The 16,335-nt window shown below is 60.8% G+C and carries 15 protein-coding genes and 1 pseudogene; 4 read left to right on the top strand and 12 right to left on the bottom strand.

All coding sequences use genetic code 11. From position 1 onward, the window contains the following. Positions 1-4 precede the first annotated feature (4 nt). The 4 genes from spoT to LOY35_RS27455 all read right to left on the bottom strand — a co-directional run bounded on the left by spoT (position 5) and on the right by LOY35_RS27455 (position 4,098). Positions 5-2,110: a bifunctional GTP diphosphokinase/guanosine-3',5'-bis pyrophosphate 3'-pyrophosphohydrolase gene (gene spoT, locus LOY35_RS27470; RefSeq protein WP_258629249.1), complete on the bottom strand. Its 2,106-nt coding sequence runs from the start codon at positions 2,108-2,110 to the stop codon at positions 5-7. 60 nt (positions 2,111-2,170) lie between these two features. Next, positions 2,171-2,434 carry a DNA-directed RNA polymerase subunit omega gene (rpoZ, locus tag LOY35_RS27465; protein ID WP_003177259.1) on the bottom strand — a complete coding sequence of 88 codons (264 nt, stop codon included), beginning with the start codon at positions 2,432-2,434 and terminating at the stop codon, positions 2,171-2,173. Between the two features lie 167 nt (positions 2,435-2,601). Then, entirely contained in the window at positions 2,602-3,222 is a 621-nt protein-coding gene (gene gmk / locus LOY35_RS27460; protein WP_258629247.1) for a guanylate kinase, read from the bottom strand. A gap of 12 nt (positions 3,223-3,234) precedes the next feature. Next, on the bottom strand, positions 3,235-4,098 hold the full coding sequence (locus LOY35_RS27455; RefSeq protein WP_258629246.1) for a YicC/YloC family endoribonuclease: 864 nt from the start codon (positions 4,096-4,098) through the stop codon (positions 3,235-3,237). Between the two features lie 267 nt (positions 4,099-4,365). On the opposite strand from LOY35_RS27455, the gene rph reads away from it, so the two are divergent. Next, positions 4,366-5,088, top strand: coding sequence for a ribonuclease PH (rph, locus tag LOY35_RS27450; protein ID WP_258629245.1), 723 nt, complete (start codon positions 4,366-4,368; stop codon positions 5,086-5,088). Between the two features lie 29 nt (positions 5,089-5,117). Further along, complete coding sequence (locus LOY35_RS27445; RefSeq protein WP_258629243.1) at positions 5,118-5,486, top strand: DUF4870 domain-containing protein; 369 nt, start codon at positions 5,118-5,120, stop codon at positions 5,484-5,486. Between the two features lie 174 nt (positions 5,487-5,660). On the opposite strand, the gene LOY35_RS27440 is transcribed toward LOY35_RS27445, so the two are convergent. Continuing rightward, a complete protein-coding gene (locus LOY35_RS27440; protein ID WP_013694557.1) occupies positions 5,661-6,440 on the bottom strand; it encodes an exodeoxyribonuclease III in 780 nt (259 codons plus the stop codon). Between the two features lie 82 nt (positions 6,441-6,522). Between LOY35_RS27440 and pyrE the strand changes: the two genes are divergently transcribed. After that, positions 6,523-7,167, top strand: coding sequence for an orotate phosphoribosyltransferase (pyrE, locus tag LOY35_RS27435; protein ID WP_041023878.1), 645 nt, complete (start codon positions 6,523-6,525; stop codon positions 7,165-7,167). Positions 7,168-7,216: 49 nt separating this feature from the next. On the opposite strand, the gene LOY35_RS27430 is transcribed toward pyrE, so the two are convergent. From LOY35_RS27430 to coaBC, 6 genes and pseudogenes are all read right to left on the bottom strand, one after another. Further along, complete coding sequence (locus LOY35_RS27430) at positions 7,217-8,086, bottom strand: hypothetical protein (protein ID WP_258629240.1); 870 nt, start codon at positions 8,084-8,086, stop codon at positions 7,217-7,219. Then, entirely contained in the window at positions 8,077-9,132 is a 1,056-nt protein-coding gene (locus LOY35_RS27425) for a type IV toxin-antitoxin system AbiEi family antitoxin (protein ID WP_258629238.1), read from the bottom strand. The genes LOY35_RS27430 and LOY35_RS27425 overlap by 10 nt, the downstream gene beginning before the upstream one ends. A 138-nt stretch (positions 9,133-9,270) precedes the next feature. Next, positions 9,271-10,176 (bottom strand): acetylglutamate kinase, encoded by a 906-nt coding sequence (argB, locus tag LOY35_RS27420; RefSeq protein ID WP_258629234.1) that lies wholly within the window; start codon positions 10,174-10,176, stop codon positions 9,271-9,273. A gap of 27 nt (positions 10,177-10,203) precedes the next feature. Further along, positions 10,204-11,607: pseudogene (locus LOY35_RS27415) on the bottom strand (phosphomannomutase/phosphoglucomutase); the annotation flags it as partial. A 254-nt stretch (positions 11,608-11,861) separates the two neighbouring features. Further along, positions 11,862-12,317, bottom strand: coding sequence for a dUTP diphosphatase (dut, locus tag LOY35_RS27410; RefSeq protein WP_047702584.1), 456 nt, complete (start codon positions 12,315-12,317; stop codon positions 11,862-11,864). Between the two features lie 6 nt (positions 12,318-12,323). Further along, positions 12,324-13,532 (bottom strand): bifunctional phosphopantothenoylcysteine decarboxylase/phosphopantothenate--cysteine ligase CoaBC, encoded by a 1,209-nt coding sequence (gene coaBC, locus LOY35_RS27405; RefSeq protein ID WP_041022862.1) that lies wholly within the window; start codon positions 13,530-13,532, stop codon positions 12,324-12,326. 145 nt (positions 13,533-13,677) lie between these two features. Here coaBC and radC point away from each other — a divergent pair, with 145 nt between their 5' ends. Further along, the gene (radC, locus tag LOY35_RS27400) at positions 13,678-14,352 is read left to right on the top strand and encodes a RadC family protein (RefSeq protein ID WP_258629230.1); all 675 of its coding nucleotides are present in this window, start codon (positions 13,678-13,680) and stop codon (positions 14,350-14,352) included. Positions 14,353-14,479: 127 nt separating this feature from the next. On the opposite strand, the gene LOY35_RS27395 is transcribed toward radC, so the two are convergent. Continuing rightward, positions 14,480-16,066, bottom strand: coding sequence for an ABC transporter substrate-binding protein (locus tag LOY35_RS27395; protein ID WP_258629229.1), 1,587 nt, complete (start codon positions 16,064-16,066; stop codon positions 14,480-14,482). Positions 16,067-16,335: the final 269 nt, after the last annotated feature.

The following is a 16,335-nucleotide window of genomic DNA, read 5'->3' as shown; positions in this document are numbered from 1 at the left end:
GGGGTTATGCGCGCATGCGGGTGATGCGGATAACGCCGGTCAGGGCTCGCAGTTTCTTGATCACGCGGGCCAGGTGTACGCGGTCGTGCACGCTGACCACCAGTTGGACGACGCTGATGCGGCCGTCGCGCTCGTCCATGCTGATTTTCTCGATGTTGCCGTCGGCGGCGTTGACGCTGCTGGCCAGCAGGGCGATCAGGCCACGCTGGTGTTCCAGCTCGACCCGCAGCTCGACATTGAATTCGCCGGTGACATCCTTGGCCCAGGAGAGCTGGATACATTTTTCCGGGTTGTGGCGGATTTCGCTGATGTTGCGGCAGTTGTCCAGGTGCACCACCATCCCCTTGCCGGCGGACAGGTGGCCGACAATCGGGTCGCCCGGGATCGGCGTGCAGCACTTGGCGTAGCTGAGCACCAGGCCTTCGGTACCGCGAATCGCCAGCGGGCCTTCGGGGCTTGGCAGTTGTTCGCCTTCGCCCAGCAGGCGGCGGGCGACGACATAGGCCATGCGATTGCCCAGGCCGATGTCTTCGAGCAGGTCTTCGACCAGTTCGAGGCGGTATTCCTGGAGCATCGCCTGCACGCGCTCGGTCGGGATCTTTTCCAGCGAGCTGTCGAAACCGTTCAGCACCTTGTTCAGCAGGCGTTCACCGAGGCTGATGGATTCGGAGCGGCGTTGCAGTTTCAGGGCGTGGCGGATGTGGGTACGGGCCTTGCCGGTGACCACGAAGTTGAGCCACGCCGGGTTCGGCCGCGCGCCAGGGGCGCTGACGATTTCCACCGTGGAGCCGCTTTGCAGCGGTTCGGACAGTGGCGCCAGGCGACGGTTGATCCGGCAGGCGATGCAGCTGTTGCCGACGTCGGTGTGCACCGCGTAGGCGAAGTCGACCGCCGTGGAGCCTTTGGGCAGCTCCATGATCCGGCCCTTGGGCGTGAAGACGTAGACCTCGTCCGGGAACAGGTCGATCTTGACGCTCTCGATGAATTCCAGGGAGTTGCCGGCCCGCTGCTGCATTTCGAGCACGCCCTTGACCCACTGCCGGGCCCGGGCATGGGTGCTCTTGGGTTGTTCGTCACCGCTGGATTTGTATAGCCAATGGGCGGCGATGCCGTTGTTGGCCATCTCTTCCATTTCGCGGGTGCGGATCTGGATCTCGATCGGTACGCCGTGCATGCCGAACAGCGTGGTGTGCAGCGATTGGTAGCCGTTGGCCTTGGGAATCGCGATGTAGTCCTTGAAGCGCCCCGGCAGCGGTTTGTACAAATTATGCACAGCACCCAGCACGCGGTAGCAGGTATCGACCTTGTCGACGATGATCCGGAACGCGTAGACGTCCATGATCTCGTTGAAGGCCCGACGCTTGCCGCGCATTTTCTTGTAGATGCCGTAGAGGTGTTTCTGCCGCCCGCTGACTTCGCCTTCGATGCCGTCGATGGCCAGGCAGTGGCTCAACGACTCTTCGATCTTGTTGACGATTTCCTTGCGGTTGCCCCGGGCACGCTTGACGGCCTGGTTGATGCGCGCCGAACGCATCGGGTGCATGGCCTTGAAGCCGAGGTCTTCGAATTCGATGCGGATCGCATGCATGCCCAGGCGATTGGCGATGGGCGCGTAGATTTCCAGAGTTTCCTTGGCGATGCGTCGGCGTTTTTCGCCGGACAGCACTTCCAGGGTGCGCATGTTGTGCAGGCGGTCGGCGAGCTTGACCAGGATCACGCGAATGTCGCGGGCCATGGCCATGGCCATTTTCTGGAAGTTTTCGGCCTGGGCCTCGGCCTTGGTCTCGAAGTTCATCTGGGTCAGTTTGCTGACCCCGTCGACCAGTTCGGCCACGGTTTCGCCGAACTGCGCTTGCAGCGCTTCCTTGGCAATACCGGTGTCTTCGATCACGTCATGGAGCATGGCCGCCATCAGGCTCTGATGGTCCATGTGCATGTCGGCAAGGATGCCCGCTACCGCGAGCGGGTGTGTGACGTACGCTTCGCCACTGCGGCGGCGTTGGCCGTCGTGGGCTTGTTCGGCGTAGAAGTAGGCTCGGCGGACCAGATTGACCTGGTCCGTGCCGAGGTAGGCCGATAAGCGATCGGCGAGGGCGTCTATGCTCGGCATGATGATGACTCCTGCCGTTTGCTGTGACCCCGCGCCGTGCTACGTCGACCAGGCATAGATTTAGACCGCCTCGTTGGACTCGTCCTCGAACGCTGCGAACAGCGGTTCGTCTTCAACGATTTCAGCGTTGGCGATGAACTCGTAGCTCATCAGGCCTTCGGCGATTTCACGTAGCGCTACCACGGTAGGCTTGTCGTTTTCCCACTGGACCAATGGCTCTTTGCCGCCGGTGGCCAGTTGACGGGCACGCTTGGTAGAGAGCATGACCAGCTCAAAGCGGTTTTCCACGTGTTCTAGGCAGTCTTCAACGGTTACGCGGGCCATGGTATTCCTCGGAGCGAATGCAATATGCGCGCTGCCCGGTTGGGCGAGCGGACTCGACAGTTTAAAAAAACACCAGCGTTTAGGGAAGCGCTGATTTTTTGACCAACCCCCTCGGCGCGCTGCAAGTACCAATGTAAAGCCGTTGCAGCGGTTTTGGGAAGGGCCGGTCAGCCCAGCAGTTCGGCCAATAATTTACCGAAACGTTGCTGCTGGCGTTTCTGTTGCAGCTGATTGGCGCGGAAAACCGCTTTCAGGTCGTCCAGCGCCTGGGCGAACTCGTCGTTGATGATCAGGTAGTCGTAGTCCACGTAGTGGCTCATTTCGCTGACCGCTTCACGCATCCGGCCTTCGATGATCTCGTCGCTGTCCTGGCCACGGTTGGTCAGGCGCTGGCGCAAGGCTTGCTGGCTGGGTGGCAGGATGAAGATCGAGCGGGCCTGGGGCATCAGCTTGCGCACTTGTTCGGCGCCTTGCCAGTCGATTTCCAAGATCAGGTCGTGGCCTTCGTCCAGGGTCTGCTGCAAGTAGCTCTGCGAGGTGCCGTAGAGGTTGCCGAAGACTTCGGCGCGCTCCAGGAAGTCGCCGTGCTCGGCCATCCTCACGAATTCTTCGCGGTCGACGAAGTGGTAGTTCACGCCGTTCACTTCACCCGGGCGCATGGCGCGGGTGGTGTGGGAAACCGAGACGCGGATCTGCGGCTCGGCGTCGATCAGGGCCTTGACCAGGCTGGTCTTGCCGGCGCCCGAGGGCGCGGAAATGATGTAGAGAGTGCCGGTGCTGTGGGTCATGTCGGGTTAGCCTTACTCAATGTTCTGCACTTGTTCGCGCATCTGCTCGATCAACACCTTGAGGTTGACCGCAGCCTGGGTGCTGCGCGGGTCGAAGGCTTTGGAGCCCAGTGTATTGGCTTCGCGGTTGAGTTCCTGCATCAGGAAGTCCAGGCGGCGACCGGCCGCACCACCGGACTTGAGCACCCGGCGGACTTCGATGATGTGGGTGCTCAGGCGATCCAGTTCTTCGGCCACGTCGCTTTTCTGCGCGAGCATGACCATTTCCTGTTCCAGGCGCTGCGGATCCAGCTCGGCCTTCATGTCGGCAAAGCGGTCCAGGACTTTCTGGCGTTGGGTGGCGAGCATCTGCGGAACCAGTTCGCGCAGGGTCGTCACGTCTTCTTCGATGGAGGTCAGGCGCTCATTGATCAGCCGTGCCAGTTCCGCGCCTTCACGCTCACGGCCGGCCTTGAGTTCCTTGAGCCCCTGGTTGAACAGCGCCAGCGCCTCGGCGTTCAGGGCCTGGGGATCGCTGGCATCACCCACCAGCACGCCGGGCCAGGCCAGGACTTCCAGCGGGTTCAGGGCGGCGGGGTGCTTGATCAGGCTGGCGACGGTTTCGGCAGCGGCCACCAGTTGGGCGGCGCGTTCGCGGTCCACTTGCAACGGCTTGCCGGTGCTTTCCTCGGTGAAGCGCAGGGTGCATTCCAGCTTGCCCCGGGACAGGCCCTGGCGCAGTGCTTCGCGCACGCTGCCTTCCAGGTCGCGGAAGGACTCGGGCAGGCGCAGGTGCGGCTCCAGGTAACGGCTGTTGACCGAGCGCAGTTCCCAGCTCAGCGTGCCTTGGGCGCCGGCCTTTTCGACGCGGGCGAAGGCGGTCATGCTGTGCACCATGGGAGGTTCCTCGCAATGCAGGCCGGGCACGACCGGGGTCGTGGCGCCTGGAGTCTGTGGATAAAAAGCCGACGGGCAGCAAAGGCGCAGGATTGTAGCGCAGTGAGGCTCATGCCCCCAAACCGCGCCTGTGACAAAGCGCTGCAGCCCGTCGGGCGGGTCTTTGAGGCGGCGGTTTTTAAAACGGCGCGACGTTTTAAACTGCCCTAGGACGATTCGCGGCTTTATAATGCCGGCAGTTTTCCGTCCTCTGTACAGGTGTTCCCTATGAAACGTCCAAGTGGTCGCGCTGCCGATCAGCTCCGCTCGATCCGCATTACCCGCAACTACACCAAACACGCCGAGGGATCTGTACTGGTCGAATTCGGTGATACCAAGGTCATCTGCACCGTCAGCGTCGAAAACGGCGTGCCTCGGTTCCTCAAGGGCCAGGGCCAGGGCTGGTTGACGGCCGAGTACGGCATGCTGCCGCGCGCCACCGGTGAGCGCAACCAGCGCGAGGCCAGCCGTGGCAAGCAGGGCGGGCGTACCCTGGAAATCCAGCGCCTGATCGGCCGTTCGCTGCGCGCCGCCCTGGACATGTCCAAGCTGGGCGACGTGACGCTGTACGTCGATTGCGACGTGATCCAGGCCGATGGCGGCACCCGCACCGCGTCCATCACCGGTGCCATGGTTGCATTGGTCGACGCCCTGAAAGTGATCAAGAAGCGCGGCGGTCTCAAGGGCGGCGACCCGCTCAAGCAGATGATCGGCGCGGTGTCCGTGGGCATGTACCAGGGCGAGCCGGTGCTGGACCTGGATTACCTGGAAGACTCCGCTGCCGAGACCGACCTGAACGTGGTGATGACCAGCGCTGGCGGCTTCATCGAAGTCCAGGGCACCGCCGAGGGTGCGCCATTCCAGCCTGAAGACCTGAACGCTATGCTGGAGCTGGCGAAGAAAGGCATGAGCGAAATTTTCGAACTGCAAAAGGCCGCCCTGGCCGATTGATCTATAGCGCTTCAGACAAGGAGAGCGTCATGAGTGATGAACAAGTGGTACTGCCCCAGCCAGACAGGGAGGCGCGTCAATGGGCGATGTTCTGCCACTTGTCCGCCTTGTCGGGCCTGGTGATTCCGTTCGGTACGCTGATCGGGCCGTTGGTGATCTGGCAGATCAAGCGCGAATCCGATCCGTTCATTGATGCCCAAGGCAAGGAAGCGCTGAACTTCCAGATCACCGTAGCGATTGCCTCGCTCATCAGCTTCCTGTTGATGATCGTGGTGATCGGCTTCTTCCTGTTCGGGCTGATCGCCATCGGCGCGCTGGTGTTGACTATCATCGGGGGGATCAAGGCCAATGAGGGGCAGCCGTACCGGTATCCGTTTACCTGGCGGGTGATCAAATAACGATCAATGCGTAGCCCTTGTGGGAGCGAGCCTGCTCGCGATGGCGATGGGTTAGTCAACATCGATGTTGAATGTTGAGCCCTCATCGCGAGCAGGCTCGCTCCCACGGGGGAAGTGATTGCCTACAAAAAAACCGACAGTGCTGTCGGTTTTTTTGTATCTGCGAAACGACCCTTAGATCGTCAGCGTCCAGTCGTAATCCACGATCAGCGGCGCATGCTGCGAGAACCGTGGCTGGCGCGGCAAGCGGGCGCTGCGCACGAAACGGCGCAGGCCGGGCGTCAGCAACTGGTAGTCGAAACGCCAACCGAGGTTGAGCATCTCGGCCTGTTCGTTGTCCGGCCACCAGCTGTACTGGTCGCCTTCGCGGCTGACTTCGCGCAGGGCATCGACATAGCCCATGTTGCCGATGATCTCGTCCATCCAGGCCCGTTCAGGCGCCAGGAAACCCGGAGATTGCTGGCTGTCGCGCCAGTTCTTGATGTCCAGCTTCTGTTGCGCCACGTACAGCGAGCCACAATAAATGTACTCGCGACGTTTGCGCCGCTGCTTATCCAGGTAACGGGCGAAATCGTCCATCAACTTGAATTTCTGATTCAAATCTTCATCGCCGTTCTGCCCCGAAGGGAGCAATAAGGTCGCGATGCTGACCTTGTCGAAATCGGCTTGCAGGTAGCGCCCGTAGCGGTCCGCCGTCTCGAAACCGAGACCGTTGATGACAGCCTTCGGTTGCAGCCGCGAGTACAGAGCCACGCCACCCTGGGCGGGGACTTCGGCATCGCAGGCATAAAGGAAGTAACCATCCAGTTGGAAGGCTGCATCGTCCAGTTCAAAGGCGGAGGCGCGGGTGTCCTGCAGGCAGATGACGTCGGCATTCTGTGCTTGCAGCCAACTGAGCAAACCTCGCTCCACTGCAGCCTGAATACCATTGACGTTCACACTGATGATCCGCATAAATGGCCCCAAAAATCACGTGCGTGTATGATACACGCCGTGTACCTATTTAGCTAAATCCGCGGTATTTGAGGCTTTTTTCATGCAGGCGTATCAGCGCGATTTCATTCGCTTTGCCATCGATCGCGGGGTTTTGCGCTTCGGTGAGTTCACCCTCAAGTCCGGGCGCACGAGCCCGTACTTCTTCAATGCCGGCTTGTTCAACAGCGGTTCCGCGCTGGCCCAGCTGGGTCGTTTCTATGCGGCGGCCATCGTCGAGAGCGGCATCCCGTTCGACGTGCTGTTCGGCCCGGCCTACAAAGGCATCCCGCTGGCCGCCACCACCGCCGTCGCGCTGGCCGAACACCACGACCGCGACCTGCCCTGGTGCTTCAACCGCAAGGAAGCCAAGGCCCACGGTGAAGGCGGCAGCCTGGTGGGCGCGCCACTGACCGGTGACGTGCTGATCATCGACGACGTGATCACCGCCGGCACCGCCATCCGCGAAGTGATGCAGATCATCGCTTCCCAGGAAGGCGCCAAGGCCGCCGGCGTGCTGATCGCCCTGAACCGTCAGGAGCGGGGCAACGGCGAACTGTCGGCGATCCAGGAAGTGGAGCGCGACTTCGGCATTCCGGTCATCAGCATCGTTTCGCTGACCCAGGTCCTGGAGTTCCTGGCCGATGACCCGCAGCTCAAGCAGCATTTGCCGGCGGTTGAGGCTTATCGGGCGCAGTTCGGCGTCTGAAAAAAATCCAGGGCTCTACCCACAGGGCCCTGAATTTTCAAGTGGAGGCTCAAGCTCGTAGACGAAGGGCGCGCAGTAACGCATCCACTTGCCCAAAAGCATCCATTTGCCACTGCTCCGAGGTTCGATTTTCAAGGATCTGACTGTCTTCGACGAAGCGTCTTACGGAAGTTGGGCCGTAGCCGTCGACTCCATCGAATTTTTGGCAAATGTACAGGAAGCCTTGTTCGCCGCTACCAGTCTCGATGACTGGCCGACACTCCTCAGCGAGTGCTGCTATGCCACCAGGATAATTTCGAACGCAATAGTAGATGTCGTAAGCGTCTTTTTGCTTATGCCGTCCGTTAAGCGCATATCCCTTCATCGCGAGTAAGGCGGGGATTGAGCACACGGCAACCTCGACGCGGTTGGTACCGCCCGTGGGCATAGGACCTTCAATCGCAACCATTTGGTAGAACCGCGTTGCCAGGTCGGCACCGTCAGCGCGCTGCACAGCAAAGTCACTGAGAATAGGTGGCTTATTCTGGATAATCTCGGCGTCGCGTGGCATCAGAAAGTCCACGATTACGTCTATTGGAGCACCCCCGTCGACTACAGGAACCTGACGAACAAGCTGGAATCGCCGTAACTCTCCTCGCTGCTCATACCCGTTTCCCATCAAGGCTTCGACCAGTGTCGCGTACTCTCCATCGCCAAGCGCCTGTGCATCAAGACTCAAGTCGACATCGAGCGTGCCGACATGCTGCATGTCGTTATTTGCCAGAAGCAGCCAAGGCACCGCGCCGCCGATGACAGTGAATTTACCCTTGAAACTACCCAGAATCTGGCCCATTTCGACGAGTACCGCCTTTACAGCATTCGTCGTTCTGTCTTCATAATCCAAGGCGGATTGAGGCTCTTGCGGCACGACTAAGACCATGTCAGTTTTTCCTGGCGTAAATGCTCGGCTGCTTCTTGCGCGCGCTCCCCGGCAACGGATAGGTCCAAATAAGTTTGGGCGGGGCTGGTGCATATGACGCCGGGGGCGGCCTCGACGGTGTCCAGTAGAAGTCCTTCGTCCTTGGGGATTGTGATCACCACATTTTCGCCCTTGGATGCGGGAATAAGCTCTAGTGCCTTGATCAGCTTTTCCAGCCCTTCGCTGTCCGCATAGAAATGGTGGCTGCTCACCCGGGCATAGGGGGCGAGCCATTGCGCAGCGGAAAATGAGGCGAAGAGCGCACGCCCATTGCTATTTTCACTGACAGCGCTTCGCGCTGCTTTCTCCAAGGCACTACCGTGCAAGGTGGTGTAGAACTTCTTACGTTCCCCTAATGGGGGCTCGTAAACCTGGACCCAGGCGTCCAAAAGGGCTGGGGGATCGCGTAGAACGAATCCGTCGCTTGTCGTTTGTCCCCATTCCCGATCGAGCAGAGCTGTTCGGATATTGCTGACCAGGCCCAGACTTACCCCAGCTACGTAAGAGAGTTCGGAAACTCGCCATGCACGGTTCGGTTCTCGCAACATCGTGCGAAGAATTTGCGCTGATTTTGGTTTGAAAAGAGACTTCAGCTCCCTGTGTTCCGAGGAGGGCTTGTCGGCAACTTGACGGTCAATGAATACGCCATCGAATGAGAGCCACGCATTGCCCAGCAGATCCAAATACCCAACACCCTTTTCCCGACATGCTTGCCTGGTAACAGGCGAAAGATAGGGGGCTATTACGATAGGTGTGGCATTGATCTCCTTGCCAATCACGTAGTCACGAAGCTGAAGTACGGCCGCAGTTACAAATCTGGGCTGTCCATTTGCTTTTATCGTACAGATTAGGAAACGTGATTTGCCTGATACCTCTATCTCCACAATGAAATCAGGATTCCACGCTTGTGTCTGCAGCGCGGTTTTCAGGTTTCTAATTTCAATGAGAGGCACTGTGCTAAGAAGGCTGCTGAGCGCCTCTTTTGAACGTATTTCGAGCTCTTTCATCAAATCTGCCTCTTTCAACGAATGCTGAAAATAGCCATATTAGTGAAAATCGTCTAGCGATTTCACCAGATATAGCTATTTCAGCGTTTGCTGAAGCCCCGCTTTTACTGAAATCCGAGCGGGTCTTCGAGGCTGATATCAGTTGCGCTTGCGATTACTGATCAACGTACCCACACCGGTATCGGTGAAGATCTCCAGCAGGATCGCATTCGGCACTCGGCCGTCGATGATCAGCGAGCTGCCGACGCCGCCTTGCACCGCTTCCAGCGCGCAACGGATCTTCGGCAACATGCCACCGTAGATGGTGCCGTCCGCGATCAGATCGTCGACCTGTTGGGTCGACAGACCGGTCAGGACCTTGCCCGACTTGTCCATCAGGCCGGCGATGTTGGTCAGCAGCATCAGCTTTTCAGCTTTCAGTGCTTCGGCGACCTTGCCGGCCACCAGGTCGGCGTTGATGTTGTACGACTCACCGTTGGCGCCCACGCCGATAGGCGCGATCACCGGGATGAAGTCGCCCTTGACCAGCAGGTTCAGCAGGTCGGTATTGATCCCGACCACTTCGCCTACCTGGCCGATGTCGATGATTTCCGGCTGGGTCATTTCCGGCGTCTGGCGGGTGACGGTGAGTTTCTTCGCCCGGATCAGCTCGGCGTCCTTGCCGGTCAGGCCGATGGCGCTGCCGCCATGGCGATTGATCAGGTTGACGATGTCCTTGTTCACCTGGCCGCCGAGGACCATTTCCACCACGTCCATGGTCTGCGCGTCGGTGACGCGCATGCCATCGATGAAGTGGCTTTCGATCGCCAGGCGCTTGAGCAGGTCGCCGATCTGCGGGCCGCCGCCATGCACCACCACCGGGTTGATGCCCACGGCCTTCATCAGCACGATGTCGCGGGCGAAGCCGGTCTTCAGCTCCTCGCTTTCCATCGCGTTGCCGCCATATTTGATCACCAGGGTCTTGCCGACGTAGCGTCGGATATAAGGCAACGCTTCGGACAGGACCTTGGCGGTGTTGGTGGCGGCTTCGCGTTCGAGGGTCATTCAGGGCTCCAGTGGCGCTTCAAAAAATCAAAACGGTAGTTGAAGATCGGGTGCAACACGTTTGAGTTGGGTGTGGAACACATCCTTGATGCGCTGCAGCTCGGCTTCGTTATCGGCCTCGAAACGCAGGACCAGCACCGGTGTGGTGTTGGACGCGCGAACCAGGCCCCAGCCGTGGGGATAGTCGACCCGCACACCATCGATGGTGGTCAGTTCGGCCCCTTCGCCCCATTGAGCGTCGTGCAGTGCATCAATGATGCTGAATTTGCTCTCTTCGGTCACATGGATATTGATTTCCGGCGTAGAAATATCGTTCGGGAAGGTCGCGAACAGGTCTTCGGCGCTGGATTGTTCCTTGCTGAGGATCTCCAGCAGGCGCGCGGCGCTGTAGATGCCGTCGTCGAAACCGAACCAGCGCTCCTTGAAGAAGATGTGGCCGCTCATTTCGCCGGCCAACAGGGCGCCGCTTTGCTTCATTTTCTTCTTGATCAACGAATGACCGGTCTTCCACATCAGCGGACGACCGCCGTATTCCTTGATCAGCGGTATCAGGCGACGGGTGCATTTGACGTCGAAAATGATCTCCGCATCGGGGTTGCGGGCCACGACGTCCTTGGCGAACAGCATCAGCAGGCGGTCAGGGAACACGACGCTGCCGGTGTTGGTCACCACGCCCACGCGGTCACCGTCGCCGTCGAAGGCCAGGCCCAGGTCGGCGTTGGTTTCCTTGACCTTGGCGATCAGGTCTTCGAGGTTTTCCAGTTTGCCCGGGTCCGGGTGGTGGTTGGGGAAGTTGCCGTCCACCTCGCAGAACAGCGGGATGACCTCGCAGTTCAGGGCTTCGATCAGTTGCGGGGCGATCACGCCGGCCGCGCCGTTGCCGCAATCGACCACCACTTTCAGGCGGCGGGCGAGCTTCACGTCCTTGACGATTTCGTCGCTGTAGCGCTCAAGGATGTCGACCTTGGTGACGGTGCCCTTGCCGCTGCTCAGGTCGTTGGTCTTGAGGCGGGTATGCAGGGCCTGGATCTGCTCGTTGGCGAGGGTGTCGCCGGCGATGACGATCTTGAAGCCGTTATAGTTCGACGGGTTGTGGCTACCGGTGAGCATCACGCCGGATTTGCCGGCCAGTACGTTGGCGGCGTAATACAGCGCCGGGGTCGGGACCAGGCCGACGTCGCTGACGTGGCAGCCGCTGTCGGCAACACCCTTGATCAACTGCTCTACCAGCTCGGGGCCGGACAAGCGCCCATCGCGGCCGACGCACACGTTCGGTTCGCCCTGGGCCAGGCTCTGGGAGCCAATGGCGCGGCCGATCCAGTAGGCGGTTTCGCCAGTCAGGGTTTCCGGCACGACGCCACGGATGTCGTAGGCGCGGAAGATGCTGTCAGGGAAGATCGGTGCGATTGCGGCTGGGGTGTTCATGGGCGGGACGCTCTATTCAGAAGGTGACTGGACAGGCCGACGGTCAGCGTCGGCAGGCTCAAGCTGAAGGGTATGACGGCGTTTTTGACAGAGAGTTCGTGGTGGGAAAGTGCCATGAGACAGCGTTACCCTGGCCTCGCTCGCCTAATACCTTGATTCCGGATGGGAAACCTAGCAGAAAGCCATTGCGCATTTTTTGCCCTGAAACACAAGCTTAATAATAAACCGGCCGGGCAGCGCGCCCGGCCTGATCCCACTGGTCAGTGGCTGCCGGAATGCCCGAAACCACCCGCGCCGCGCTGGCTCTCGTCGAATTCCTCGACCAGTTCGAAGTGGGCCTGGACCACCGGTACCAGCACCAGTTGGGCGATGCGTTCACCCACTGCGATGTTGAAGGCCGTTTGGCCACGGTTCCAGCACGACACCATCAGCTCGCCCTGGTAGTCGGAATCGATCAAGCCCACCAGGTTGCCCAGCACGATGCCATGCTTATGGCCCAGGCCCGAACGCGGCAGGATCAGCGCGGCCAGGCCCGGATCGCCGATGTACACCGACAGGCCGGTGGGAATCAGCAGGGTCTGGCCCGGCTCCAGGACGGTGTCCTGCTTGAGCATGGCCCGCAGGTCGAGGCCGGCGGAGCCCGGCGTGGCGTATTGCGGCAGCGGGAATTCGTTGCCGATGCGAGGATCGAGGATCTTGGCTTGTAGAGCGTGCATGGAAAATTAAACCTGGTTCAGCCGTTCGGCGATGAAAGTGATCAGTTGGCGGGCAATCTTGCCCTTGCTGGTCTGGGCGAAAAGGGTGGCGTGCAACTGGCGGTCGATCACGCTGCAGGCGTTTTCTTCGCTGTTGAAGCCGATGCTCGGGTTGGCGACGTCGTTGGCGACGATCAAGTCCAGGTTCTTGTCCTTGAGCTTGCGCGCGGCGTAATCGAGCAGGTTTTCGGTCTCGGCGGCGAAGCCGACACTGAAGGGGCGGTCGGGACGGGTGGCGATGGTGGCCAGGATGTCCGGGTTGCGGACCATTTGTAATAACAGGCCGTCGCCGCTCGTAGGGTCTTTCTTCAATTTTTGCGGGGCGATGACTTCAGGGCGGTAGTCCGCTACCGCTGCCGAGGCGATGAACAGGTCGCAGGGGATGGCTGCTTCGCAAGCCGCGAGCATGTCCCGGGCGCTGACCACGTCGATGCGGGTCACCCGATCTGGCGTCGGCAGGTGCACGGGGCCGGTGATCAACGTCACCCGGGCGCCGGCTTCCACCGCGGCCTCGGCCAGGGCGAAGCCCATTTTGCCGGAGCTGTGGTTGGTGATGTAGCGCACCGGGTCGATGTTTTCCTGGGTCGGTCCGGCGGTGATCAACACGTGCTTGCCGGTCAGGGCGTGGCGCTGGAAGCAGTCGGCGGCACATTGGGCCAGGTCGGTGGCTTCGAGCATGCGGCCCATGCCGACATCACCGCAGGCCTGGCTGCCGGAGGCCGGGCCAAAGACTTTCAGGTCGCGGCTTTCGAGCAGTTGCAGGTTGGCCTGGGTGGCCGGATCGCGCCACATGGCCTGGTTCATGGCCGGTGCCACGGCGACCACGGCGTCGGTGGCGAGCACCAGGGTGGTCAGCAGGTCATTGGCGATGCCCTGGGCCAGGCGGGCAATGAGGTCGGCCGTCGCCGGGGCGATCAGCACCAGGTCGGCCCACTTGGCCAGTTCGATATGGCCCATGGCGGCTTCGGCCGCCGGGTCGAGCAGATCCAGGTGGACCGGGTGCCCGGACAGGGCCTGCATGGTCAGCGGGGTAATGAATTCACTGCCGCCACGGGTCATGACGACGCGCACTTCCGCGCCCTGGTCGATGAGTCGGCGAACCAGTTCGGCGCTCTTGTAGGCGGCAATGCCGCCGCCGACGCCCAGAACGATGCGTTTCCGATACAGCCGCTGCATAAGCCTGCCTTTGGATTTCAGTGGTCAATGCAGGACGAACCTCTCGACAGCAGCCTGCCAGGGTGCAAATCGCCTGCAAAAAAGATGGGCTACGATATCACAGCGACCGCTATGGAACAGCGGTGCCCACCATCAGGGAGAGCCTATGAGTATTCGGGATTGGCCCGTGGCCGAGCGGCCGCGGGAGAGGTTGTTGGCATCGGGGGCGGGAAGTCTTTCGGACGCCGAATTACTGGCGATTTTCTTGCGCACCGGCGTGTCGGGTAAAAGCGCGGTGGATCTGGCGCGACAACTGTTGACTCAATTTGGCAGCCTGCGCGCGCTGCTTGAAGCCGACCAGATCACGTTCAGCAGCCATATGGGCCTGGGACCGGCGAAATTCGCGCAGTTGCAGGCGGCACAGGAGATGAGCCGGCGGCATCTGGCCGAACGGGCGCGGCAAAGAACGACATTGGAAAGCCCGGGGATCGTCCGTGAGTACCTGAAATCGATGCTGCGCCACGAGCCCCACGAAGTGTTTGGCTGCCTGTTTCTCAATTCCAGGCATCAGGTGCTGGGCTTCGAGACGCTGTTTCGCGGCTCCATCGACAACGCCAGCGTGCATCCCCGGCAAGTGGTCAAGCGCGCCCTGGCCCACAACGCCGCCGCGCTGATCCTGTGCCACAACCATCCCTCCGGCAGCACCGAGCCCAGCCAGGCCGACCGGTTGCTCACCGAGCGGCTTCAAGAGGCGCTGGAGCTGATTGACGTGCGGGTGCTCGATCACTTCATCGTCGGTGATGGGGAGCCGCTGTCGATGGCGGAGTATGGGTGGATGTGAGCGAAGTCGGACGCCCGGAAAATCCTTTGTGGGAGCGAGCCTGCTCGCGATAGCGGTTGGTCAGTGACATTGCCTGTGCTGACACTCCGCAATCGCGAGCAGGCTCGCTCCCACAAGGTTCACCGCATTACTTGAGGCTGACCTTCGAATAATCCTGGCGCCCAAACGGGCTGACCGCATAACCCTGCAGGTCCTTGCGGACCAGGGCGAACGCGGTCGGGTGCGCCAGCGGTAGCCACAGGGCCTGTTGCTGGATCTGTGCCTGGGCCTGCTCATAGAGCTTGGTGCGCACGCCCTGTTCGCCGGTGGTCTTGCCGGCGCTGATCAGCTTGTCCAGGTCCTGGTTGCAATAACGGGCGAAGTTGGTGCCGGACTTGACCGCCGCGCAGGAAAACTGCGGCGTCAGGAAGTTGTCCGGGTCGCCGTTGTCGCCGGCCCAGCCCATGAACAGCAGGTCATGCTCGCCGGCCTTGGCGCGACGGATCAGCTCACCCCATTCGATCACCCGGATCTCGGCCTGGATGCCGATTTCCGCCAGGTCGGATTGCAGCAGTTGCGCGCCGAGGCTGGGGTTGGGGTTCAGCAGGCTGCCGGAAGGACGGGTCCAGATTGTGGTCTGGAACCCTTCCTTCAAGCCGGCCTTGGCCAGCAGCTCGCGGGCCTTGGCCGCGTCATGGGCATAGCCGGGCAGGTTCTTGGCGTAACTCCAGGTGTTCGGCGGATAGGGGCCGTTGGCCGCTTCGGCGGTGCCTTCGAAGACGGCCTTGAGATAGCTGGCCTTGTCGAAGGCGAGGTTGATGGCCTGGCGCACCTCGGGCTTGTCCAGGGGGGGATGCTGGCTGTTGATTGCCACGAAAGCGGTCATGAAGGCGTCGGTCTGCTCGACCTTCAGGGTCGGTTCCTGTCGTGCGGCCTGCACGTCTAGCGGCTTGGGCGACAGGGCGATCTGGCATTCGTTGCGCCGCAGTTTCTGCAGGCGCACGTTAGCATCCGGCGTAATGGCGAAGATCAGCGGGTCGACCTGGGGCTTGCCGGCAAAATAATCGTTGTTGGCCTTGTAGCGAATCGAGGCGTCCTTCTGGAACCGGTTGAAAATGAACGGGCCGGTGCCGATGGGTTGGTTGTTGAGTTTTTCCGGGGTGCCAGCCTTCATCAGTTGATCGGCATATTCAGCCGAATAGATCGAGGCGAAGCCCATGCTCAGGGTGGCCAGGAAAGTGGAATCCGCGTGATCGAGGGTAAAGCGCACGGTCAGCGGGTCCAGGGCGTCGATTTTCTTGATCAGCGCCGGCAGTTGCATGGATTGGGCATGCGGGAAGCCGCTCTGGGCGACTTTATGCCAGGGGTTGGCAGGGTCCAGCATGCGCTCGAAGCTGAACTTCACGTCTTCGGCGCTCAGGTCGCGATGGGGCGTGAAGTAGTCGGTCTGGTGGAACCTGACCTTTGGATGCAGCTTGAACACATAGGTCAACCCGTCGGGCGAGACGTCCCAGTGCTCGGCCAGGCTGGGGACCAGCTTGCCGCTGGCGGCGTCGAAATCCACCAGTCGGTTCATCAGTACGTCGGCGGAGGCGTTGGTAGTCGTCAGTGAGTTGTATTGGACGACATCGAATCCCTCCGGGCTGGCCTCAGTGCAGACGCTCAGGGCGGCAGCCTGGGCCAACGGACTGATCAACAGAGGGGCGAGCAACAGTGATAGGGCAGCGAGGCGCATGATCGGTTTCCTTGTCGGGTCGAAGGCCCATCTGCGAGTGCAGTCTGGAAAAGGCCTACCCTAGTGGGCTCGCTGCCAAATGACTATCCCCTTTTTGCTTTTTCCGGCACGCTTCACCGGCCCATGGATGCGTCAGAACCGGTCGGCGTTGAAAAAAACCGGATGCCGCGACGAGCGGTCACAAGCTTCACCAGCCTTTGCCGCAGCCGTTCGGCACGGCTGGTGGAGGATCCTCGGCAAAGACAAATCACACGGGCTGTTGTTGCACC

It is taken from the genome of Pseudomonas sp. B21-028, assembly GCF_024749045.1.
In the GTDB taxonomy this organism is placed as follows: Bacteria; Pseudomonadota; Gammaproteobacteria; order Pseudomonadales; family Pseudomonadaceae; genus Aquipseudomonas.
This window is presented reverse-complemented; position numbering and strand designations above follow the sequence as displayed.